This window comes from Occultella aeris, assembly GCF_902703175.1.
Lineage (GTDB): Bacteria > Actinomycetota > Actinomycetes > Actinomycetales > Beutenbergiaceae > Occultella > Occultella aeris.
Window position 1 is genome coordinate 174,514 of the sequence record NZ_CACRYJ010000017.1, and the last position, 21,168, is coordinate 195,681.

Consider the following 21,168-nt stretch of genomic DNA (forward strand, 5'->3'; position numbering starts at 1 on the left):
AATCATCGCACCAGCCCGTCGACGAGATGGTCGAGGAAGCCGTCGAAGTCGACGTCGCTCACCGCCTCCAGCAGGGGCAGATGGTCCCACCGGTGGTGGTTACGGACGTCGGCGACAGTCATACCAAGAGTCAGCTCGCCGCGGGTCTCCACGGCGCACCGGATCCGCTCGGTGGTCATGAGTTCGGGATGGACGAGGGCGGCGATCGCCAGCGAGTCGATCAGGGCGCAATAGCTCTGGTAGCCGCGGCCACGGACGAATCTGACGATGTCGGTCGCGAACCGCGCCTCGGGTCGGCCGCTCGCGGCGAGCCGGTCGAACCGCTCCTGGCTGAGATTCACGTCCGGGTGCGTGGCGACGTCCAGCCCGACGGCGGTCAGCGCGAACCCGGCGGCGAACACGGTGGCGGCCGCGCCGGGGTCGACGTAGACGTTCCACTCGCTCACCGGGTTGTCGCCGGTGGCTTGGGTCCACGCGTAGCGGGTGAATCCGAACGACCCGGCGATGGCCGTCATCCGGCTCACCTTGCGGGGCAGTTCCGGGTCGAGCTCGAGCGCCAGGGCGATGTTCGTCATCGGGCCGAGCGCGGCGATCGCGATGTCTCCGGCGTTGTCGTTGACGACGTCGACGATCAGTTGCGCGGCGCTGCGGCCCTCCAGTGGCAGTGTCGGCACCGGCAGTGCGGTGTTCGCGAGGCCGTCGTCCCCGTGGGAGAACGGGTCGTGCGGGTACTCCCGCGAGATCGGCTGCAACGGCCCCTGGGCCACTGGTATCCCGCCTTCGCCCATGAGTTCGAGCACCTTCCGGGCGTTCACTGCGGTGCGGTCGGACGGGAGGTTCCCGGTGACCGCCGTCAGCGCCAGGACATCGAGCCCGGGATCCTTCAGAGCCAGGATGATGGCCAGGGCATCGTCGATGCCCGGGTCACAGTCGATGATGAGCTTTGTGGTCATGCATTCCATCCTTCGTCCGGATCGTCGAGTTCGGTGAGGGTCGGGAGGGAGTCGATGGCTCCGCGACGAGTCACGACGGCGGCGCCCACCCGGGTCGCGTACCGCACCGCATGCCGCAGGTCGTCGCCCGCGCAGAGCCGCACGGCGAGGGCGCCGCAGAAGGCATCTCCGGCCGCTGTCGTGTCGACGACCGGAACGGTGTGACCGGGTTCGTGCCACGACTCACCGGCGGTGCGGACCACGCAACCCGCGCCGCCGAGCGTGACGACGACCGCGTTCGGTCCGGTCACGACGCCAGCCAGGGCGAGCGCGCCGTCAGGACCGTCGGGGATCCCGCGGCCCGTGATCGAGGCGAGCTCGGTCTCGTTCACGACGAGGACGTCGACGAGCTCGAGCAGTTCGGCGGATACCGGCGCGGCCGGAGCGGCGTTGAGGATCCGAAGTCCGGAGGCCATCCGGAACGCCGTCAGCACCGCGGTCGCCGGCACCTCCAGCTGCGCGAGCACAACGGATGCCGTGGCCAGGACGCGTTCGGAGAGGTCCCCCGGCCCCAACGTCGAATTGCTGCCGGCACTGACCAGGATCCGGTTCTCCCCGGCGCGGTCGACGACGATGACGGCAAGTCCGGTGGCACTGCCTTCACGCACCCTGATGCCGGTCGTATCGATCCGCTCGGCGGCCAGCCGGCGCCGGAACTCGATGCCGCCGGCGTCGTCACCGAGGCAGCCCGTCAGGTGTACCCGGCCGCCGAGCCTGGCCGCCGCGACGGCCTGGTTGGCGCCCTTGCCGCCGAGTCCGCGCTGGTGGCCACGGGCCAGTACGGTCTCGCCGGCCGAGGGTGCCTCGGAGACCTGCACCACGAGGTCCTCGTTGAGGCTGCCCACCACGGCGATGCCCGTCATCGGTCCGGCCCAGCGAGCGAACCGACCTCGAAGCCGTCGGCCAGCACTGTGCCGGTCGTGACGAGGAAGCCTGCTCCTCCGCTCGAGTGCGCGTTCTCGGCGGTGTCCGAGGCTGTGAGGACCTCGGCGTCGTCGATCCGGACGGTGAGCCGGTCCCGGTGGCAGCTCACCGTGACCCGATACGGCACGTCCTCGGTGTAGGCGAAGGGTGCGCTCGCGAGGATCGCCTCCCGGTCATGGTCGCGGCGCACCAACGAGATCCGCTGCCACGACTCGAACACGGCGGCGTAGTAGCGGCGGTGTCCGCGGGCCCGGACCACCAGGCCGCCGCGTTCGTGGGGATTGAACACAAGAGTCGAGGTGAACGTGTAGTCGTCCCAGTCCCGGGTGCCGATGGTGGCCAGTCCGGTCCCCTCGGGGTGGGAGACGGAGTATGAGTACCTGAAGTCGGCTTCGAAGTTCTTCGCCGAGTTCACCCACGCCCGCAGTGGCTCCGGGGTGAGGTCCCAGATCGAGGTCATCAGGACGCCGGACCGGGCGTGACGGACCGGTGCGCCGGACCAGTCCACCCGCTCCAGCACCACGTCGCCGTCGAATCTGCCCATGGAGGTCACAGCGACCCCGAATCGCAGGATCGGGTTCGCACCGACCTCGGGTACCTCCCAGACCAGCTCGCGCGGCTCGTCCGCCAGGAGGAGCTCGGGACCGAACGTCGCCTCCATGCGCGCGTCCGTCTCGATGAGTACGTACGGGCGCAGGGTCGGCGCCGCGTGCGAGGTGCCCAGGGCCAGGCGGGCAGTGAGCCGGACGCGCTGCCCGGGGTAGAGGGTCGGGCTGGCGATGGTCGAGAAGTTGTCCCCGCCGTCGGCCCTCGGCAGGAACACTGGGGTGGAGACGGCCGCGGCCACCGATTCGGTGACGCCCGCGCAGGTGATCACCAGGCCGCTCGCATCCGGGCCGGCCGGTCCGCCGGGACGCGGGCGGACGTTGGCGACCGCTACCCGGGTGTAGGGCGAACCGACGTCCAGGCACGGGGTGAAGCCCTGCACGGAGCCCGGCAGTTCGAATGCGAATCTCGCCTCACGTGGCGCAGGTGGGAGACCATCGAGGAGGCGCCTGCCAGCCGCGATGGCTCGCGTCTGCTGCACCGCGTCGGACATGCACTCCCCACCGTCCGCGGTCACCACCAGCAATCGGTCGGCCACGGGCGAGCGCAGGTCCGCCTCCGCATCCAGTGCGCCGAGCCCGAGCCTGATCCCGTTCAGCGCCCCGACGACGCCGGCGTTCGAGTCCGTGTCCCAGCCTGCCGAGGCCGCGATCGACACGGCCCGGTGGAAACTGTCGCCGCCCAGCAGAAGGGCCGCAAGCACAGCGGCGTTGTTGGTCGTGGCCGGGCACGGGCCGTCGAACACCGAGTACCCATACGTCTTCTCGATCCGCTCCCGGACCTCCCGCCAGTCGGCTCCGGGCGCACACCAGGCCAGCACGTCGTCGATGATGTGCTGCAGGACCGGATCCGCGACCTGGGCCCGGCCCGTCTCGATCAGGGCGTGCAGGTCGGGTTCGATATACGCAAGTGCCTCCATTGCGGCGATGAACGCCGCAGCATCCACTGCCACGCCGTCGTGGCTCACGGAGGCTGCCGCCCGGGCGTGCGCAGCGGCCCGGTCCGGGTCGCCGGGACTCATCATGGCGAAGCCGTCGACGAAGATCTGGGCGCCCACCTGCACGGGCAGGGTCCGGCCGTTTCGTCGCGCGGAGCCCGATCCGGGCGCGGGCACGCCGTTCTTGAGGTTCAGATAGGCGGTGTGTTCGGTGGATCGCCCACGACCGCCCCACCACAGGATCGTGCGGTCCTCAACGATGTAGTTGAGCCAGGTCTCGCCGACCTGCCGGGCCGTGAGCGGCCCGGTGCGGGCGTGGTCGAGCACCGCGCGGGAGAACGCGAACGTGCCGGAGATGTCATCGTCGGCAGTCACGACCGGGATCCCGAGCTGGTCATTGACGTAGTGGGTCAGTCTTCCGAACCGCTCGACGATGTCGGCATAGGCCCAGCCCTCGACCGGTCGCCCCAGGTACACACCGACGATCTTCCCGAGCACTCCCGCATACGTTCGCTCCGTGTAGTCCTGCTCGTTCATGACCGCCGCGCTCACCCCTTCACCGAACCGCTGACGAGGCCGTCGACGAACTTGCGCTGCGCGGCCAGGAAGAGGAACACGATCGGAAGGATCAGGATGGCCGCGCCGGCCATCAGGACCCCCTGGTCGACCGCGAATGTTCCGGTCAGGGACAGGAACCCGAGGGTGGCGGTGTAGCTCTCCTCCCTCTGGAGGAACGTCACCGAGATGAGGTACTCGTTCCAGGCGTTCAGCCCCACGATGATGCCGACGGTGATCATGCCGGGCGATACGGCAGGGATCAGCACGTGCCGGAGCACCTGGAAGGTGTTCGCGCCGTCCATGGTGGCGGCCTCCGGCAGTTCGCTCGGGATCCGCAGGAAGAACGTGCGCAGCAGCATGACGGCGAGGGGCATGTTGATCGCGGCGACGATGATTCCGACGGCGATGACGTTGCTGAGCAGGCCGAGCCGGGCGAACACCGCGTACAGCGGGAACAGGAAGAGTTGGATCGGCACCGTCATGGCCACCATGAGATAGATCATCACCGGGCCGGCCGCCTTGATCTTCCGGGCAGCGAGTACGTAGGCCGCCGGCGCCGCGGTGAGTAGCACGGTTGCGACCGTCGTGGCAGTGAGCAGCACGCTGTTGGCGAATCCGCGGGTGTATCCGGCGTACTGCCACGCCTCGGCGAAGTTCGACCAGTCCGGGGACTCGGGCAGCGCGAGTGGATTGCGCACCACCTCCGGGGCGTCCTTCAGGCTGTTCAGCAGCACGAGCACGATCGGGAACAGCGCCGTGAAGACGAGGAGGATGAGAATGATGTGACCGGGGGTCGCCCGCAGCGCCCGGTTCGAACTGCGACTCATACGTCCATGCCTCTCCGGCTCATTCGGGTGTAGATGACGGATGCGATGAGCCCGAACGCACCCATCACGATGCCGACGGCGGCAGCCTTGCCGAACTGGAACGTCGCGAACGCGAGGCTGTAGGCGAACGTGCTGAGCATCTCCGTTGAGTTGGCGGGGCCGCCCTGGGTCATCAGGAAGATGTAGTCGAACGTGAGGAAGGAGAAGATCATGATCATCACGAACATGAGTTGCATCGTGGGGCGGATGTTCGGCAGGTAGACGTAGCGGAACACCTGCCAGGAGTTCGCTCCCTCGAGCTGGGCCGCCTCGATCTGCTCCACCGGCGTCTGTCGCAGCGCAGCGAGGTAGACGACCAGGAGGAAGCCCCAGTAGTGCCAGATGTCGACCGCCGCCACCGCATAGATCGCGCCGTCGAGACTGGCGATCGGCGAATCGATGTCCCAGCCCTGCTTGTTCAGGAACCCGATCACGCCGGAGATGGGGCTGTAGATCATGTTCAGCCAGACCATCGCGTTCGTGACCGCGGCCATCACGTACGGCAGTAGGAAGATGACCTGGTAGAGCCCGCGCGAGCGCGGCCGGCGAAGCAGCAGCAACGCCACGCTCAACCCGAGGACAACGGGGATGGTCAGGAACAACAGGGTCCAGATGATGTTGTTCCCGACGGCGGTCCGGAAGATCGGATCCGCGAGGATCGCCGCGTAGTTCTCGACGCCCACGAACTCCGGATCGGTCGCCACCCCGTTCCAGTCCGTGAACGAGGTGACCAGGGTGAACACGCCGGGAACGAGCACGATCGCCATCGAGAGCAGGATCGCCGGCGCCAGGAGTAGGTAGTGGACACCATGCCCCCGTCCTCGGCGGCCACCCCGGACGGTCGAGGCGGGCTCGGCGTCAGGCTGCACAGAGCTCAGAACTGTCATGAGTCGTTCCGTTCCTGCGGGTTCGGGTGGGTCGGCCGCACTGCGTGGGGGCGACCCACCCGTCACCACTGCTAGGGCGCCGGGATCGGCGGGACGGCACCGTCGGCGAGTTCGGCGGCGAAGGTGGTCTCGATGCCGGTCAGGAAGGTCTCGGCGTCGGCCTGACCGGTCCACACCGTGTCGATGTCAACCAGCGCCTGCTGGGTCTGGGGCGGGAAGAACGTGCCGGTGAAGTACCCGAAGCGGCCCTCCTCGGTGGCGGCGAGGATATCGACCAGTGCGGTCACGTACGCCGCGGACAGCCCGTCGAACTGCGCCGGGTCGAGTTCGACCCCTGCGAGCGGGACACCCCAGTACCCGGGCCACTGGGCGGTCATCGTGCTCATGAAGTCCTCAGTGAGCATGTGGTCGATGACCTCGGCGGCGGCATCCGGATGCTCGGTCTGGGCGTTGATCGAGAAGGATGCGGTGGTGGCCAGCGTGTACAGCGGCGACTCGAGTTCCGCACCGACCGTGGGGAACGGGATGAAGCCGAGATCGTCGACGTTACCGTTCTCGGTGTTGAAGAACTCGGCCGCGAACTGGAACGCGAGCGTCGGTCCGAAGAAGAACGGGGATTGCCCGTCCGAGAGCAGCTGCATGGACTCGAGGAAGTTGAGGTTGGTGTACTGGCCGCCGCCGAGATACCCGTTCTCGTACCAGTCGGCACTCATCTGGACGGCATCGACGTAGGGCTGATCCGTCCACGAGGCCGCGCCGGTGAGCACGTCATGCATCGCGTCCGGGCCGGCGACCGCCGTCAGGAACATCGAGGAGTAGTTCTCGTTGACCGGCTGCCAGCCCTTGTTCCCGGTGACCGACGGGTAGAGTCCCGCGTCCTGGGCGGCAGCCAACGCCGTCTCGAGCTCCTCGATGGTGGTCGGAACGCCGACCCCGAGGTCGTCGAGGACCGCCTGGTTGTAGAAGATCCCGACCGTGTTGATGGAGTTGGCGACGGCGTAGAGGCTGCCGTCCACCGTGCCGGACTCGTAGATGGGTGCCAGCAGCCGGTCCTGCCAGCCGTACTGCTCGGAGTAGTCGTCGAGGTTCAGGAGTTTGCCGCTCTGCGCGAACGGAGAGACGAACGACGGGCCCGAGCCATAGACGATGTCCGGTCCCTCGTTGGCCGCGAGCGCGGTCTGGATGTTGCTGTCGACGCGCTCGTTGAACGTGACGGTCAGGGTGTACTCGTCCTGCGAGGCGTTGTAGGCGTCGACAAGGTTCTCCTCGAGCGCCGCCCGCTGCGCCGGCGTGGCACCCCAGAACCAGAGTTCGAGTTCCTCACGCCCGTCGGACGATCCTTCACCGCCCGCGCCGCAGGCCGCCAGTAGCGCGATCGCTGCGGCGGCCGCCGTGACCCGCAGGGTCCTTCTGATGTTCTTCATGGTGATGCTCCTCGTTGAGAGATGTGGGTTCTCCGGGGGGGTGGGGTCCGGTCAGGCGACCGGCACCTGGATGTGCTGCGCCGACATGTCGACGACGCCGCCTCTGAAGTGGGGTCGGCCCCACGCGGCCGCGAGCCCGGCGGCCACATCGGCGCCGATGAGACCGCCGAGGATCTCGCGTTCGGTCCCGGCCGCGGCGGTGAAGTCGCTGAGCCGGATCTGGACCACCCGCTGGCCATTGCGGATCAGTGCGGCACCGAGACCGTCCGCCCGGGGCGCGTCGGCCGCGCCGGAGACGATCAGGGTCAGATGGGCCTGCGGCCCGAGGAAGTAGTCCACATGACCGATCTCCTCGATCGGTGCGGTCCGGACCGTGATGCCGGTGGCCTCGATGATCTTGAGCATCCAGAACTCGGCTGCGCCGTGTGCGTCCGGCATGCTCGCGATCGTGATCCCGGCCGGTTCAGCACCCGCGGCCGTGACGACACGGGCTATGCCCGGTCCGGCATCGGCCCAGTCCAGGGCGAGGGTGGCGGGGTCCGGACTCGCGAGGCCGGTCAGCCGTGCGATCGCGGCTGAGTGCAGTGCGTAGCCGATCGCGGGGATGTCCTCGCTGACGTCGTTGCGCGGCAGGGCGATGTGCTCGTCCGAGAGGTCAGCAAGCGGGGAGCCTGGATTGGACGTGATCGACAGGACCGGCAGCCCTGCGTCCTTGGCCGTCTGGGCCGCCCGGATCGTCGCCCCGGTCCGACCCGACCAGGACAGGGGGACCACCAGGTCGACCCCGCGCGGGGCGATGCCGCTCCATGCGACGTCCCCGGCAGACAGGACACGGTGCCCATCGGCCTCGGCCGGTCTCGCCGCGGCGAGCGAGTCTCCACAGCCGAGGAAGGCGGCTCGGCGCCCCCCGAGTGGCACGATGTCGGGAACTGCGAGACCGCCGAGTGTTGCGGCTGCGGCGTGCTGGTCTGTCACGGCTGCTCCTCTTCCGCCACGCGAATGCCGCGCAGCTCGTTCTCGGTGATCTCATCGCCGGCTATCAGGCCGGAGATTCCAGGCCCCGCAAGGTTGCGTGCGACGACGGCCGTGGCAAGGAGGGTTGCGTCGACGAGCGTCATGCCCGGCTGCGCCAGTGCGGCCGCCAATGCTCCGGCGTGGCTGTCACCTGCGCCGGTGGTCTCCTCGACGTCGACGGTCCTGGCGGCGACGCGCCAGGCTCCGCCGTCGGAGGGCAGGACGAGGGATCCCTCGACGTCGAGCCTGGCGACCACCGACCTGCCGGTCCTGCGTCGTAGTTCCCACGCCGCTTCCACCGGGTCGGCATCGAGCTGGGTCAGCTGCACCCGGCTCGGCAGGTAGACGTCGGTCCGTGGGGTGAGCTCGGCGAGGTAGTCCCAGCCGCCGGCGGCGAGGGACCGCTGGTCCGGGTCGACGAGCGTGACGGCCGGGCGGTGACCTTCGAGTGCCCGGACGGGCGCACACCGGAGCAGTGCGTCGGGCGCGGTCGTGCCCTGTTGAGCGGGTGGCGCCGTCCCCGGGTCGTCCGTCTCGTCGAGTTCGTGGGCCGTCGCCGCGGCAGCGGTTCGCACGATCCGTCGCCCCTGCGCGGAGTTGAGGATCCAGAGCTTCGGGATCGCCGGTCCGTCCACGCACAGGCTGAGGTCGACGCCCGCCCCGGCGAGCACCGCCCGGATGTCCTCATCGGTTCTCGGCAAAGTTGTGCTCAGTGCGACCTGCGTCGACTCCGGCCTCCGACGCCGAAGGAGCGAGACCGCGAGGACGGCAGCCAGGCTTGCGTAGACGCCCGGCCCGCCCGGCTCGTCGTAGCGCGGCGGCCGACCGACGGTGACCAGATGGTCGCGGCTGAGTCCGCCGTCGACAAGGACCGTTCTCATTCCGACCCACCCGCTTCCGCGAGCGCCGGGATCCACATGGCCAGCCCGGCGGCCTCGCGCGCACGATCCATCGCGTGGAGGACGGCGACACCGTCGAGCGCGACGCTCATGGCGTCGGCGTGGCCGGCCCCCGGGATGAACCTCGCGCCGGTGACGATGTTGTCGGCGACGGAGCAGATCGAGCCGCCGCGGTGCCCGAACAGGCTCGCGAGCGTGACGATCGGCGCGGATTCACGATCCCCGTTGAGGACTCCGGCTCTGGTCCAGGTCTCGACGAGGTCCAGATGGGCGGGCTGGAAGTAGCCGCGCGCGGCGGGTCGGCCGCCGGCCACGAAGTCCGAGTCGGTGGACCGGGTGAGTCCGAGGTGGAACGGTGCACCCTGTCCGGCCGCGGCCTGCGTCAGCGCGAGCACGACCTCCGCCGAGCAGACGCCCGGATAGGCCTGCGGGATGTACGCCTGGGTGACGCCCTCGTCACGAACCACCCCGGTGGCGATGACGAGGTCGCCCGGTCGAACGCTTGCGTGCATGCCCCCGGAGCCGCCGACCCTGATGAACGTGTCCGCGTTCGTGTGCTCGAAGAGCTCCATGAGCGCGAGTTCCACCTCGGGGCCGCCCGATCCCCCGCTGAGCACGGTCACCGGCGCATCCTTGTAGGTCCCCGAGTAGGTGGTGAACATCCCAGAGCGACCCACGAGCTCCGCGTCGTCGAGCTCGTCGGCGAACTGGGCGGCCGGGTCCTCGTCGTAGGCGCACAAGGGGTCGCGAACGACGAGCAGCACGTACCGCCCGATGCGGGAGGGGTCGAACTGGGTGAGGGCCGGCCGGCCATCGATCATGAGCCCGCCGGCGGGGACGTTCGCTGCGTACCGGTAGCGACCGAGCACGTCGTCCGGGCCGTTCGTAGTCGGGTGCGGCTCGATCGCGTCGACGGCGCCCATGCGGTCAGGCCTCGGGCGTCGGGTCGGCGGTGACCTTGACGAAGAACTGGCGCTTGCGGGGGCCGTCGAACTCGAGGAAGAACACCTTCTGGGAGTGCCCGAGGAGCACCTCGCCTCCGGTGACGATCAGCGTGAGTGTCGGTCCCACCATCGTCGACAGCACGTGTCCGGCCGCGTCCTGCGGGGTGTCGTGCTCATGCTTGAAGGTGATCCGCGCAGGCACCAGACGCTGGAACTCGTCCATCACATCCTCGAGCCCGAGCGGGTCGTGGTAGGAGATGATTCCGAGCGCCGCGGTTGTGTGCGGTGCGACGATCGTCACCAGGCCCTCCTGGACGCCGCTCTCGGTGACCGCCTCGTTGATCTCGGGCTGGATGTCGTAGGCCTCGTTGCCATTGGTCTGCAGTGGGTGGCGACTGGTCATGGTCTGGGGTCCTTGTCTGCTCGTCGTCTCAGAGGACGATCTGGCTGTCGCGGGTGGTGGCGCCGTCCGCGCAATCCGCCCATGGGCCGACGGCGCCGCGGCCCGGCTCCTCCCCCGTCGCGTCCATGAGGTGGGCGGCAAGGAGACCGAGCACGGCTGCCTGGACCACCGGGGCGAACTCCTCCCGCACCTGCGGGATCTCGATGCTGACCGGAGCGTCGGTGACGGCGCCGATAGCGACCCACGGCCGGCCGAGGTTGTTCAGCAGTGGCGCGAGTTCGTCCGCACGGCTGCGGACCGGGGAGCCGGCCGGCGCCAGCACGACGGTGCCGATGCCGGTGGCCGCGCGCTCGAAGTAGTTCAGGTGGATGAACTCCTCGAGATCAACGTGTGCCGACTGCTTGCCGACGGCCTCGAGGATCTTGGCGACCCCGAACGCCGCGGAAGCGCGGGACGGTCCCGACCCGAGGAACTCCACCCCCTGGAGGTCGCGCCAATCCTGCGCCAAGGAACGCAGCGGAGCATCGGCAGTCACGATCGCCTGCTGAACCACGTCGGAGAGTCCGGCGAGTTCGCCGCGCAGGGCCTGCGCCTCATCCATGGTGATACGCCCCCGCACCTCGGCGAACCGGATCGCGAACAGGTTGAGCGCGAGGACGGCCATGACGTAGCTGCGCATGCCGGGTGCGGCCGGGAACGCAGGCGCTCCCACGTCGATGATGCTCTGCGATGCCCGGGCCAGCCGCGACTGCGCGTTCCCGGTGAGCCCGACGACGTAGCCGCCGGCCGCGGCGGCCCGCTGAGCTGCCTCGACGACCCGGGCGACCTCGCCCGAGTTCGACGTCGCGAGCAGCATCGGCGTGTGCGGGTACTCGTTGCCGTAGGAGTCGAGCAGGAACCTGCTCACGGCGAGCGACTCACCGGCGTACACGGGCACGCCGACGAACCGCCGGAACGTCTGCTCGGCGGCGAGGCCCGCGATCGCCGAGTCACCGGAACCGGTGAGCACGATGTGTCGGATCGCGTGCTGGACCGGCGTGGGGACGGACTTGCGCAGGTCATCCTCCAGGCGCCAGGTCTGCTCCTTGATCAGGGCGGGCAGGCTGGTCGCCTGATCGTGCAGGGCGTTCGGGTTGATCACAGCTGTGTTCCGTTCTGTAGGGAGTCGAGGGGTGCGAGGGCGACCTCGACCGAGCGGGCCAGCGCGCGAAAGTCGGCGCGCACCGACTCGGTCACCGGTGGCGGGCCGTACTGGGCGATGGTCAGGGCAGCGGCCGCCATCGCTGCTGCCAGCGGGGACCTCAGGTCCGTCTCCTCCTCGGTGGTGGCGGCGGGCCACGCCCCGACGAGCGCACCGCTGAACGCGTTGCCGGCTCCGGTCGGGTCGATCACGGCTCGCGCCGCGGGTCGCGCACGGGCGACGAGGGTGCGGGTGGCCACCAGTGCGCCGTCCGACCCGAGCCGCAGTGCGAGCACGCCGACGTGCTCCAGGAGCCGGGAGAGACACACGGTCAGGTCCGTGCTGCCGCACAGGTTCCGCGCCTCGGCACGGTTGAGGGAGAGGATGTCGACGTCGGCCAACCGGGCCGCCACCTCGTCGAACCGGCCCGGCGCGCACGAGTCTGCGTGGATCTCCCACAGGAGAGTGGCGCCGCTCGTCCGGGCGAGATCGGGTAGGTCCTGCCAGAGCGGGTCCTCGACCGAGGCGAACGCATAGATCCCGGACAGGTCGCCGAGTCCTTGCGGCAGCATGGCCGCGCTCGGGTCGAGGGCGACGAAGTGCGTCAGTCCGTACGCCGGTGACTCCTCGCGCTCGCCATCCGGGAAGTAGCGGATCCTGGTCCGCGGGGTGTGCTCGTCCAGGACGGTCAACGCGTCGGGGTCGACGCCTGCGGCCCGTAGGTGCGTGGCCGCCTCCGTCGGGAAGTCAGCGCCGATCCCGGAGAGCAGGGCCACCCTGCGGCCGCTGCCCATCGCCTGTCCGAGGGCGGCGTAGGCACCGGCGCCACCGAGCAGCCCCGTCAGCTCTCGTCCGTCGGCGAGCACGATGTCGTCGATGACGACGTGACCGAATGCCACCTGGCGGATGTTGTCCATCGTTCACCTCCCGGGTTGCCCATCTAGTTGTACGGACCTTAATACCTTTAGAGGTGCTCTTGTCAATACAACTTCGGTACGGGACTCTTGCGGCACGGGGCATGGCACAGTTGCCCACGGTCGGGAGCGGGTGGGGATGACTATGGCGGCGACAACGGATCGACGGTCTCCCGTTGCACGGTGGGGGCAGATCGCCCGTGACATCAGGCGGCGGATCGAGCAGCGCGAACTCGCGCCCGGAGTACAGCTTCCGAGCGAGAACGAACTGGCGGAGAACTACGGCGTCAGCCGGATCACGGTGCGGCAGGCCCTGAGTTCCCTCGCCGACGAGGGCTACATCCATCGTCGGCAGGGGTCGGGCACGTTCGTCTCGGACACCGTTCAGGTGGTCCAGCACGACCTCGCCATCGCCCAGCCCTGGCGTGACCGGCTCGCAAGTTCCGGGATGAAGGCGACATCCGTCGAGGTCCCGACCGAACACATTCGAGCGCCGCCCGTCGCGCTGTTGTTCGACCTGGACCTCGCCCATGGCGACATCGGGCCACGCTGGTTCCGCCGCCTGCAACTCGTCGACGGCAACCCGATCGGCATGTCCGATTCCTGGCTCGCACCGGGCGTCGCGCCGGGGATCGAATCCGCGCCGCTCATCGAGGGCTCACTGTCCACCACCCTGGAGAGCAGGTACGGCATCGTCGCGACGGAGGTTCACAGCTACCTCCACCCGGAGACCGCGTCGGCTGAGTTCGCGGAGGTCCTGCGCTGCCCGCAGGAGGCTCCCCTGATGGTCGTCAACGCCGTCAGCATCGACAGCGAGGGCGCGCTCATCGAGGCCTCGCGCACGGTCTGGATCGGGCAGCGCGTACGGTTCCATCACCAGCACGGCGACCAGACCCGGAACCCGCACTGAGCGGGCGGCGTCACGAGGTCCGGCTCGAGAGGGTGCCCTCGATCTGCAGGTGCAAGCTCGGCGGCTCCGACCCCAGTCCGCGAGCGCAGTGAAAGTATGTGACCATGACCGACGCTCTGAGCGATCGCGACCGACGCCTTGGCAACGTGGTGCAAGCCCGAACGATCGAGGATTACGGGCAGCGATTCCAGGACCACTTCGCCCTGTCCCGCGATCAGGACGGGGTGCTGGTGATCCGGGTACACACGGCCGGGGGCACCGCGGTCTGGTCACGCGGCCTCCTCAACGCCTGGAGCCTGCTGCTCGCCGAGGTGGGTGCCGACCGCAAGAACGAAGTGGTCGTCATCACCGGGACGGGTGAAGCGTGGATCGGCGGCTTCCAGCCGGAGTCGTTCAGCACGCCCACCTCGCAATGGCACAGCGACGAGCTGGACGCGCAGTACGCCGACGGCGTCCGCATGCTCGAACGACTCGTGATGGATCTCGAGGTCCCCACGATCGCGGTGCTGAACGGTCCAGGTCCTCGGCAGGAGATCGCATTGCTGTGTGACGTGACGCTCTGCTCTCCGACGGTGACGATCGGGGACGGCAACTTTGCTGCCCGATCCGTGCCCGGTGACGGCATGTTCCTCGTGCTCAGCGAGCTCATTGGCCCGAAGCGGGCGGCATATCTGGCCTACACCGGCGCGAGGCTGACTGCCGACCAGGCAATGGCTGCCGGGGTGGTGAACGAGATCCTTCCCGGCGACCAACTCCTGCCCCGAGCCCTCGAGATCGCGGCGCAGATTCTCGACAAGCCTCGCTCGGCGCGGCGGCTGACCCACGGCATCGTGACCCGATCGTGGCAGCGGGCCGTCGTGCAGGGACTCCGGGAGAGTTACGCACAACAGATGCTGTCGATGACCCGCTGAACCTGCAGGCCGCGCCCGACGGCGGCAGGCGAGTTCCGCCGTCGGGCTCAGTCGGTCCCGACGGCCACGAGCGCGGCGTCGCTCCGGTGCCGTTGCGGGCTCACTCCGCGGACCCGCTTGAACGCGGAACTGAACGCGAACGAGCTCCCATAGCCGACCCGCCGGGAGACCGAAGCCACGGTGGCGTCCGGCTCGCGGAGCAGGTCCGCCGCCATGGTCAGCCGCCAGTCGGTGAGGTAGGCCATCGGCGCCTGCCCGACGAGCTGGGTGAACCGGCGGGCGAACGCGGCCCGGGAGACGCCGCACTCGGCAGCCAGCCCGGCGACGGTCCAGGGGTGGCCGGGGTTGTTGTGGAGCAGGCGCAGGGCATGTCCGACCATCGGATCGGCACTCGCGGAGTACCAGGCGGGCGGCTGCGCCTCCGGGCGGCTCAACCAGTTCCGCAGCACCGCGATCAGGAGCAGGTCGAGCATCCGGTCGAGCACCACGTCCTGACCGACGTCGTCCTTGACGATCTCCTCACGGATGAGCCGCACCAGGGTGGTGGGTGCGGCCGGATCCCCCGCCGGGATGACGATCACGGTGGGCAGCACGTCGAGCAGCCGCCGGCTCACCTCGCCCTCCACGCCGTACGCCCCGGTGATCACCTCGGTCGGGGCATCGGCGTCGTTGCCCCAGGTGCGCACACCGAGGTACATCTCCTCCTCGAGGGAGCGACCGTCAGGTGCGGTGCAGTGCTGGCCCGGGTTGATGTAGACCCCGATCGGCGCGTCCGGCGGCTCGGCCACGGTGTACGGGTCCGGGCCGCGCACGAGGGCCACGTCGCCCGCCGTCAACCGGACCGGTTCGCCGGCGTCGGGACGGATCCACGTGGTGCCCTTGGTCATCACGACGACGGTGAGCGGCGCCTCATCCCGGATCCGGATCGCCCACGGCGGCGCCATCAACGAGCGCATCAGGAAGGCGCCACGCGCTCGAGGGCCGTCGAGGAGTCCGGTGAGTGCATCCACAACCTCAGTGTGTAGACGCCCGCGTATGAAATCAAGAGCCTGAACTATGGATCGTCTCAGGCGGGCCCTGTTGAGTGGAGCCATGACAACCACCACGAACGATCTGACCCTCGTCCTCGGCGCCACCGGCAAGACCGGCAGCCGAGTTGCCAAGCGGCTCACCGCCGTCGGGCATCCCGTACGCCTCGGCTCCCGATCGGCCGAGCCGCCGTTCGACTGGGAGGCCCCCTCCACCTGGGCCGACGCCCTCGACGGCGTGAGCGCCGTCTACATCGCCTACGTGCCCGACCTCGCCCTGCCGGGCGCCGACGACGTGATCGGCGCCTTCGCCGAGCAGGCGGTCGCCGCCGGCGTGCACCGCCTGGTGCTGCTCTCCGGCCGCGGGGAGACGGCTGCGGAGCAGGCCGAGGAGCGGGTGCGGGCCTCGGGCGCCGACTGGACGATCCTGCGCGCGAGCTGGTTCAACCAGAACTTCAGTGAGAGCTTCCTGCTGCCGGCCGTGCTCAGCGGCGTGTTCGCGGCACCCGGGCCGGGCGCGCCGGAACCGTTCACCGACGTCGAGGACATCGCCGAGGTGGCCGCGACCGTGCTCACCGAGGACGGCCACGCAGGCAGGGTGTACGAGCTCTCCGGCCCACGCTCGCTCACGTTCGCGGACGCGATGGCGGAGATCTCGGCCGCGAGTGGCCTCGAGGTGCGCCACCAGGAGATCCCGGCCGAGGAGTTCCGCGCCGGGCTCACGGCCGAGGGCACCCCGCCAGACCTCGTGGACCTCTTCATGTACCTGTTCACCGAGGTCCTCGACGGGCGCAACTCGATCCCGGCCGACGGTGTCCAGCAGGTCCTCGGACGTCCGGCCCGGGACTTCTCCGACTGGGCGCGCGAGGCTGCCGCGAGCGGGGCGTGGGACCGCGTGCCCGCGCCGGTGCGCTGATGCTTGCCACCCTCAGCCTCGCCGCGGCCACGGTCGCGATGGGCCTCGCGGCGGGGCTGTTCTACACGTTCTCCGTGGCCGTGATGCCCGGGATGGCACGCGCGCGTGACGCGGCGTTCGTCGAGGTGATGCATCACATCAACACCGCGATCCTGAACCCGAGGTTCGCGCTCGCGTTCGGAGGGGCGATCGTGCTGTCCGTCCTCGCGCTGATCGCGCACCTGGTCGGCGACGCCTCCACCGCGGCCGTACCGTGGATCGGCGCCGCCGTGGCGTGCTACCTGGCCTGCCTGATCATCACCGGCCGCGTGAACATCCCATTGAACAACGCGATCGACCGGGCCGGCCCCACCCCGGCCGACCCGGCCGGGGTGCGAGCCGCCTTCGAGGCGCGGTGGGTCCGGTGGAACCACGCGCGCACTGCCACGTCGACGGCGGCGCTCGCCTGCCTGGTCGTGGCTCTGGTGGTCGGTTGACCGGTATCGCTCAGTGCGCACTCCAGGAGGACAGGCCGGGTTCGGTGGGCAGCGGGTAGCAGCCGTCGGTCAGGGTGACCGATCCGTCCGCCGGCAGCAGCCCGCTCTCGACGTAGATCGTGTTCGGCAGCGCCGCGAGGACGTGGATGTGTGCACCCCCGCCGTGCGAGGCGTACGGGATGCCGAACCCGGCCGCCATCAGTCCGATCTCGTAGCAGTCGGTGAGCCCGCCGGCCCGGCGCAGGTCCGGCTGGACCACGCCGACGCCGCCACCGACGAACAGGTCCCGGAACTGTTCCTGCCCGTAGCGGTTCTCCCCGGTGGCGATCGGGATGTCCAGCTTCTCGGCCAGCCGGACGTGCGCCGCCGTGTCCGCGGCTCGCAGCGGTTCCTCGAACCACCGGCAGCCGAGGTCGGAGTACGCGCGCCCCCGCCGGATCGCCTCGGCGAGGTCGAACGCCTGGTTGGCGTCGACCATCAGCGGGACCCCGTCGCCGATCACTGCACGGACCGCCCCGATCCGTTCGAGGTCCTCGGCGAGGGGGCCACCGCCCACCTTCATCTTCACGCCCTGGAAGCCCTGTTCCATGGCCCTGGCGCAGACGTCCTGCAGCTGCGGAACGTCCAGCTCGAGCCACCCCACCATCGCGTAGGTGGGGATCGCCGTCCGGTTGGCACCCAGTAGCTTCCAGACCGGCACCCCGAGTGACTTGCCGAGCAGGTCCCAGAGGGCCTGATCGATCGCGGAGATGCCGAAGGTCGACAGGCCCGCCGTGCCCTGATAGTCGGTCAGGGTCCGGAGCTGGTCGCGGATGTGCCGGATCATGGTGGCGTCCTGGCCGATGATCGCCGGGCCGAGCTGCTCGGTGACCAGGGCACCGAGCAGCGGGGGTGAGCTGGCGACGCGACCGAAGTAGGTGCTGCTCGTGCCGCTGATGCCGGCGTCCGTCTCGACCGTCACGTCGCAGCGGCCGTTGCGATCCAGCAGCTGGATCGCGTCCCGGATCGCGTGCTGCTTGGGTTCGGAGGTGACCTGGACGGTGACCTTGGTGATCTTCATGCTCAACCCTGCCCGGCCAGGATCGCCTCGACCTCGGCCCGGATCCCACCGAGCGCGTCGGCAGCACTCTGGCGGCCGCTCCAGATCTCATCGAGGACGGGCCGGTAGACCGTACGCGCCCGCTCGATATACAGCCCGAAGTTCTCGTTGACGGCGTTCGCGAGGGCCTGGCTGACCATCGCGAGGTTCTGGGGTGCCTGATCGTCGGCGACGAACAGCTCGGCGGAACTGGTGGCCACGGGCACGAACCCGCGCGACTCGGCGAAGAGCTCGGCGGCCTCGGGGCCGACGCAGTACTTCAGGAAGTCCCAGGCGGCATCGGGATCCGGCGACTCGGACGGCACGGCCAGGACCGTCATGGTGTTCACGGTCTGCCGGGTCGCCTGCTGCGGCGGCGGGAAGATGTCCCAGTTCACCTCTGCGTTCTCGCGCAGGTACGGGATCGAGCTGGTGAGCCCGAGGAGCATCGCGACCTGTCCGGTCCCGAACAGGGACTGGGCCCAGTTCGGGGTGGACTTCCCGGTGCTGACCGTACCGAAGTCCGGGTGGACGCCGTGCACGAGCGCCAGGTCGGCGACCCACTGCAGTGCGTCCGTGCTGCCCTCGTCGGCGAGCGTGAACGACTGGGCGTCCTCGGAGTAGATGCCGGTCGTGCCGTTGTTGACGGGCCAGACGGTCTCCAGGGCGGTGTCGTGGAAGAGCAGCGCACCCCAGCGTTCACCGCCCGGCTTGGTGAGTTTCGTGGCCGCATCGAGGAAGTCGTCCCAGGTCCACCCGTCGGCGTCCCAGTCGGTCGGCGGGAGCGGCACGCCCGCCTCCTCGAAGGCGTCCACGTTGCAGTAGATGACCCCCGGGTTCGTCAGGATCGGCCAGGCCGCGTGCGCGCCGTCGGCCTGCTTGGCGAAGTTGAACGCCACCGGGTAGAAATCGTCCGCCTCGATCGAGTCCTGCTCGAGATAGGGGGTGAGATCGAGCAGCGAGCCCTCGCTGTAGTACGCCTGCACGAAGTCGTCGTTGATGCGGATGACGTCCGGGTGGGCGCCGGACGAGAGCACGGTGCGAAGTTTCGTCTCGTAATCGCCACCACCCGGCACCGACTGCACGTCGATCTCCCGGGAGGCCTGTTCCGCCCAGTTCTGGGCGACCTGGTACAGCGGGGTGTCGGAGGTAGCGTCCCAGCTCATGAAGGCGAAGGTCCCGCTCGACCCCGAGCCGGAGCCGCCACCACCGCCCCCACAGCCGGCGAGTGGGCCACCGATGAGGGCCGCGCCGGAGGCCACTCCCAGGGTCTTGAGCAATGATCGTCGTGAGACCTGATCTACCGCCATTGGTTCGTCCTGTCCTTGTGTGCTGAGCCGTGTTGATGGGCCGGCCGAGGAATCGAGCCGGTGAGCCGGAGTCGCTGCGATGCGGCGCTCCGAATGAAGGATTCGCCGTCAGTTGCTGCGCAACCGCGCCACGGCGTCCTCGTCGAGTTCGACCCCGAGACCGGGCAGGTCCCACGGGGTGATGACGCCATCGACCGGGACGAGGGGGTTGGTCCAGATCGGGACGTCGTCGAGCACCGGGTTGTGCTCGATGTTGTACTCCTGCGGGTACACGCACGAGGGCGTGCTCACCCACAGGTGCGCATGTGCCGAAGTGCCGATCGTCTGCTGGGTGTTGTGCACCGTGATCGGCTTCGTGTGGACGTCCGCGAGCACGGCGATCTTGCGGAACTCGGTGATGCCGCCGCACTTGATGACGTCGGGTTGCAGGATGTCGACCCGGCCCTGGGTGATCAGGTCGCGGAACTGCCAGCTCGTGTACTCCTGCTCGCCCGCCGCGATGGGGATGTCGACGGCGTCCGCGAGCCGGGCGTAGGCGGCGTAGTCGTGCGCGGCGAGAGGTTCCTCGAAGTGCCAGACGCCGTACGCCTCGAGTTCACGCGCGATCCGGATCGCGGTGTGCTCGTAGTAGGCGTTGTTGACGTCGACGAGGATCGGGAAGTCGTCACCGACTGCGGCGCGGACCGCGGCGACGGTGGCGATCGTCTGGTCGAAGCCGTCGTCATGCATCCACGGGGTCGAGGAGTGGATCTTGTAGCCGTGATAGCCCTGCTCCTGGAACGACACCGCCCGCTCGGCCTCCTCCTGCGGACTCATGCTGCGTGACATCGAGCTCGCGTAGACCTTCATACCGGCGCGGTACTTGCCGCCGGTGAGCGCGTAGACGGGGAGGTTCGCGGCCTTGCCGAGGAGATCCCACAGTGCGATGTCGATGCCGGCGATCGCCTCGAGCTGGGCACCCATCGGTCCGAGCTTGTAGGGCTTGGTGTACATCCGGCGCCAGAGCCGCTCGATGTCCCCCGGGTCCTCACCCACGAGTAGCGGTGCCAGGGCGTGCTCGACGATCGCGTGCGTGACCGCCGCCTTCATCGGGCTGATCTCACCGATACCGGTGAGCCCTTCGTCGGTGTGGACCTTCACGATATGGAACTGCTCGAGCAGGATGATGGACTCGACCTGTGTGATGCGCATGAATCGGGGACCTAACCTTTCAGACCGGACATGGTGATGCCCTGAACGAAATACCGTTGGGCGAGGAAGAAGAGGATGAGCGGCGGAATGATCGTGAGCGTGGCCGCCGCCATCATGAGATTCGTCTGGGTGAAGAACTCGCCCTGGAAGAGCACGAGTGCGATGGGCATGGTCTGCAGTCGGGTGGAGTTCAGGAAGATCAACGGCCCGAACAGGTCGTTCCAGGACGCCATGAAGGTCAGGGCGCCGACGGCGGCCAGGGCGGGCTTGACCTGCGGCAGCATGATCCGCCAGAACGTCCCGAACACGGACGCCCCGTCCAGCTTCGCCGCCTCCTCCAACTCCCTCGGCACGCCACGGAACGACTGCCGCAGCAGGAATGTCCCGAACACCGGTGTCAGCACATTGGGGACCCAGAGCGGGAAGTGTGTGTCGATCCAGCCGATCTCCCGGAAGAGCATGTACTGCGGGATCAGGTACACCATGCTCGGAATCATCGCCGTCGCCAACAACAGCGCGAACGCGACGTTCTTTCCCACGAAGTTCAGGCGAGCGAACCCGTAGCCGGCCAGCGACGCGAAGAAGAGCAGTCCGGTCACGTTGAGCGCCGCGAGCTTCACGCTGTTCAGGAAGAACGGCAGGAGACCGTCTGCGGCAGCCGCATAGTTCTCCCACTGGAAGACGGACGGGATGAACGTGGGCGGCGAGGCAAGCACCTCGTTCTCGGGCTTCAGCGACGCGCTCACCATCCACAGCAGCGGCATCGCGAAGACGCCCGCCAGGACGATCAGCGTGATCAT

21 protein-coding genes are annotated in these 21,168 nt (G+C 68.9%); 4 read left to right on the forward strand and 17 right to left on the reverse strand.

The window, feature by feature from the left end; translation table 11 throughout:
* Positions 1 to 2: 2 nt before the first annotated feature.
* From HALOF300_RS06495 to HALOF300_RS06550, 12 genes are all read right to left on the reverse strand, one after another.
* Positions 3 to 953 (reverse strand): nucleoside hydrolase, encoded by a 951-nt coding sequence (locus tag HALOF300_RS06495; RefSeq protein ID WP_156740128.1) that lies wholly within the window; start codon positions 951 to 953, stop codon positions 3 to 5.
* Positions 950 to 1,855, reverse strand: a complete 906-nt coding sequence (locus HALOF300_RS06500) for a ribokinase (RefSeq protein WP_156740129.1) — start codon at positions 1,853 to 1,855, stop codon at positions 950 to 952. The genes HALOF300_RS06495 and HALOF300_RS06500 overlap by 4 nt, the downstream gene beginning before the upstream one ends.
* Positions 1,852 to 4,011 (reverse strand): ADP-ribosylglycohydrolase family protein, encoded by a 2,160-nt coding sequence (locus HALOF300_RS06505; protein ID WP_156740130.1) that lies wholly within the window; start codon positions 4,009 to 4,011, stop codon positions 1,852 to 1,854. The genes HALOF300_RS06500 and HALOF300_RS06505 overlap by 4 nt, the downstream gene beginning before the upstream one ends.
* Positions 4,008 to 4,844: a carbohydrate ABC transporter permease gene (locus tag HALOF300_RS06510; RefSeq protein ID WP_156740131.1), complete on the reverse strand. Its 837-nt coding sequence runs from the start codon at positions 4,842 to 4,844 to the stop codon at positions 4,008 to 4,010. The genes HALOF300_RS06505 and HALOF300_RS06510 overlap by 4 nt, the downstream gene beginning before the upstream one ends.
* Positions 4,841 to 5,770: a carbohydrate ABC transporter permease gene (locus HALOF300_RS06515; protein WP_156740132.1), complete on the reverse strand. Its 930-nt coding sequence runs from the start codon at positions 5,768 to 5,770 to the stop codon at positions 4,841 to 4,843. Before HALOF300_RS06515 ends, HALOF300_RS06510 begins: the two co-directional genes overlap by 4 nt.
* Positions 5,771 to 5,841: 71 nt before the next feature.
* Complete coding sequence (locus HALOF300_RS06520; protein WP_156740133.1) at positions 5,842 to 7,194, reverse strand: ABC transporter substrate-binding protein; 1,353 nt, start codon at positions 7,192 to 7,194, stop codon at positions 5,842 to 5,844.
* 51 nt (positions 7,195 to 7,245) lie between these two features.
* Positions 7,246 to 8,169 (reverse strand): SIS domain-containing protein, encoded by a 924-nt coding sequence (locus tag HALOF300_RS06525; protein ID WP_156740134.1) that lies wholly within the window; start codon positions 8,167 to 8,169, stop codon positions 7,246 to 7,248.
* The gene (locus HALOF300_RS06530; protein WP_156740135.1) at positions 8,166 to 9,089 is read right to left on the reverse strand and encodes a carbohydrate kinase family protein; all 924 of its coding nucleotides are present in this window, start codon (positions 9,087 to 9,089) and stop codon (positions 8,166 to 8,168) included. Before HALOF300_RS06530 ends, HALOF300_RS06525 begins: the two co-directional genes overlap by 4 nt.
* Positions 9,086 to 10,030 carry a nucleoside phosphorylase gene (locus HALOF300_RS06535; RefSeq protein ID WP_156740136.1) on the reverse strand — a complete coding sequence of 315 codons (945 nt, stop codon included), beginning with the start codon at positions 10,028 to 10,030 and terminating at the stop codon, positions 9,086 to 9,088. The genes HALOF300_RS06530 and HALOF300_RS06535 overlap by 4 nt, the downstream gene beginning before the upstream one ends.
* 4 nt (positions 10,031 to 10,034) lie before the next feature.
* The gene (locus tag HALOF300_RS06540) at positions 10,035 to 10,454 is read right to left on the reverse strand and encodes a secondary thiamine-phosphate synthase enzyme YjbQ (protein ID WP_156740137.1); all 420 of its coding nucleotides are present in this window, start codon (positions 10,452 to 10,454) and stop codon (positions 10,035 to 10,037) included.
* Between the two features lie 28 nt (positions 10,455 to 10,482).
* A complete protein-coding gene (locus HALOF300_RS06545) occupies positions 10,483 to 11,595 on the reverse strand; it encodes an SIS domain-containing protein (protein ID WP_197522354.1) in 1,113 nt (370 codons plus the stop codon).
* Positions 11,592 to 12,551, reverse strand: coding sequence for a carbohydrate kinase family protein (locus HALOF300_RS06550; protein ID WP_156740139.1), 960 nt, complete (start codon positions 12,549 to 12,551; stop codon positions 11,592 to 11,594). Before HALOF300_RS06550 ends, HALOF300_RS06545 begins: the two co-directional genes overlap by 4 nt.
* Before the next feature lie 142 nt (positions 12,552 to 12,693).
* Here HALOF300_RS06550 and HALOF300_RS06555 point away from each other — a divergent pair, with 142 nt between their 5' ends.
* Complete coding sequence (locus tag HALOF300_RS06555) at positions 12,694 to 13,458, forward strand: GntR family transcriptional regulator (protein ID WP_197522355.1); 765 nt, start codon at positions 12,694 to 12,696, stop codon at positions 13,456 to 13,458.
* A gap of 104 nt (positions 13,459 to 13,562) precedes the next feature.
* Positions 13,563 to 14,369, forward strand: coding sequence for an enoyl-CoA hydratase/isomerase family protein (locus HALOF300_RS06560; RefSeq protein ID WP_156740141.1), 807 nt, complete (start codon positions 13,563 to 13,565; stop codon positions 14,367 to 14,369).
* A 47-nt stretch (positions 14,370 to 14,416) separates the two neighbouring features.
* Here the strand turns inward: HALOF300_RS06560 and HALOF300_RS06565 are convergent, their stop codons facing one another.
* Positions 14,417 to 15,379, reverse strand: a complete 963-nt coding sequence (locus tag HALOF300_RS06565) for an AraC family transcriptional regulator (protein ID WP_156740142.1) — start codon at positions 15,377 to 15,379, stop codon at positions 14,417 to 14,419.
* Between the two features lie 82 nt (positions 15,380 to 15,461).
* Here HALOF300_RS06565 and HALOF300_RS06570 point away from each other — a divergent pair, with 82 nt between their 5' ends.
* Complete coding sequence (locus HALOF300_RS06570) at positions 15,462 to 16,313, forward strand: NAD(P)H-binding protein (protein ID WP_197522356.1); 852 nt, start codon at positions 15,462 to 15,464, stop codon at positions 16,311 to 16,313.
* On the forward strand, positions 16,313 to 16,789 hold the full coding sequence (locus tag HALOF300_RS06575) for an anthrone oxygenase family protein (protein WP_156740144.1): 477 nt from the start codon (positions 16,313 to 16,315) through the stop codon (positions 16,787 to 16,789). Before HALOF300_RS06570 ends, HALOF300_RS06575 begins: the two co-directional genes overlap by 1 nt.
* Positions 16,790 to 16,799: 10 nt before the next feature.
* Here the strand turns inward: HALOF300_RS06575 and HALOF300_RS06580 are convergent, their stop codons facing one another.
* From HALOF300_RS06580 to HALOF300_RS06595, 4 genes are all read right to left on the reverse strand, one after another.
* Positions 16,800 to 17,849 carry a mandelate racemase/muconate lactonizing enzyme family protein gene (locus HALOF300_RS06580; protein ID WP_156740145.1) on the reverse strand — a complete coding sequence of 350 codons (1,050 nt, stop codon included), beginning with the start codon at positions 17,847 to 17,849 and terminating at the stop codon, positions 16,800 to 16,802.
* Between the two features lie 2 nt (positions 17,850 to 17,851).
* Positions 17,852 to 19,033 (reverse strand): extracellular solute-binding protein, encoded by a 1,182-nt coding sequence (locus HALOF300_RS06585; protein ID WP_156740146.1) that lies wholly within the window; start codon positions 19,031 to 19,033, stop codon positions 17,852 to 17,854.
* A gap of 252 nt (positions 19,034 to 19,285) precedes the next feature.
* Positions 19,286 to 20,368, reverse strand: coding sequence for a mandelate racemase/muconate lactonizing enzyme family protein (locus tag HALOF300_RS06590; protein ID WP_156740147.1), 1,083 nt, complete (start codon positions 20,366 to 20,368; stop codon positions 19,286 to 19,288).
* Positions 20,369 to 20,379: 11 nt separating this feature from the next.
* Positions 20,380 to 21,168, reverse strand: a complete 789-nt coding sequence (locus tag HALOF300_RS06595; protein ID WP_197522357.1) for a carbohydrate ABC transporter permease — start codon at positions 21,166 to 21,168, stop codon at positions 20,380 to 20,382.

What these genes read in the sequence shown, in the direction of transcription:
- HALOF300_RS06495 (WP_156740128.1), bottom strand. Translation starts at nt 953, where the DNA reads ATGACCACAAAGCTCATCATCGACTGTGACCCGGGCATCGACGATGCC.
- HALOF300_RS06500 (WP_156740129.1), bottom strand. Translation starts at nt 1,855, where the DNA reads ATGACGGGCATCGCCGTGGTGGGCAGCCTCAACGAGGACCTCGTGGTG.
- HALOF300_RS06510 (WP_156740131.1), bottom strand. Translation starts at nt 4,844, where the DNA reads ATGAGTCGCAGTTCGAACCGGGCGCTGCGGGCGACCCCCGGTCACATC.
- HALOF300_RS06515 (WP_156740132.1), bottom strand. Translation starts at nt 5,770, where the DNA reads ATGACAGTTCTGAGCTCTGTGCAGCCTGACGCCGAGCCCGCCTCGACC.
- HALOF300_RS06520 (WP_156740133.1), bottom strand. Translation starts at nt 7,194, where the DNA reads ATGAAGAACATCAGAAGGACCCTGCGGGTCACGGCGGCCGCCGCAGCG.
- HALOF300_RS06530 (WP_156740135.1), bottom strand. Translation starts at nt 9,089, where the DNA reads ATGAGAACGGTCCTTGTCGACGGCGGACTCAGCCGCGACCATCTGGTC.
- HALOF300_RS06535 (WP_156740136.1), bottom strand. Translation starts at nt 10,030, where the DNA reads ATGGGCGCCGTCGACGCGATCGAGCCGCACCCGACTACGAACGGCCCG.
- HALOF300_RS06540 (WP_156740137.1), bottom strand. Translation starts at nt 10,454, where the DNA reads ATGACCAGTCGCCACCCACTGCAGACCAATGGCAACGAGGCCTACGAC.
- HALOF300_RS06550 (WP_156740139.1), bottom strand. Translation starts at nt 12,551, where the DNA reads ATGGACAACATCCGCCAGGTGGCATTCGGTCACGTCGTCATCGACGAC.
- HALOF300_RS06555 (WP_197522355.1), top strand. Translation starts at nt 12,694, where the DNA reads ATGGCGGCGACAACGGATCGACGGTCTCCCGTTGCACGGTGGGGGCAG.
- HALOF300_RS06560 (WP_156740141.1), top strand. Translation starts at nt 13,563, where the DNA reads ATGACCGACGCTCTGAGCGATCGCGACCGACGCCTTGGCAACGTGGTG.
- HALOF300_RS06570 (WP_197522356.1), top strand. Translation starts at nt 15,462, where the DNA reads ATGACAACCACCACGAACGATCTGACCCTCGTCCTCGGCGCCACCGGC.
- HALOF300_RS06575 (WP_156740144.1), top strand. Translation starts at nt 16,313, where the DNA reads ATGCTTGCCACCCTCAGCCTCGCCGCGGCCACGGTCGCGATGGGCCTC.
- HALOF300_RS06580 (WP_156740145.1), bottom strand. Translation starts at nt 17,849, where the DNA reads ATGAAGATCACCAAGGTCACCGTCCAGGTCACCTCCGAACCCAAGCAG.
- HALOF300_RS06585 (WP_156740146.1), bottom strand. Translation starts at nt 19,033, where the DNA reads ATGAGCTGGGACGCTACCTCCGACACCCCGCTGTACCAGGTCGCCCAG.
- HALOF300_RS06590 (WP_156740147.1), bottom strand. Translation starts at nt 20,368, where the DNA reads ATGCGCATCACACAGGTCGAGTCCATCATCCTGCTCGAGCAGTTCCAT.
- HALOF300_RS06595 (WP_197522357.1), bottom strand. Translation starts at nt 21,168, where the DNA reads ATGATCACGCTGATCGTCCTGGCGGGCGTCTTCGCGATGCCGCTGCTG.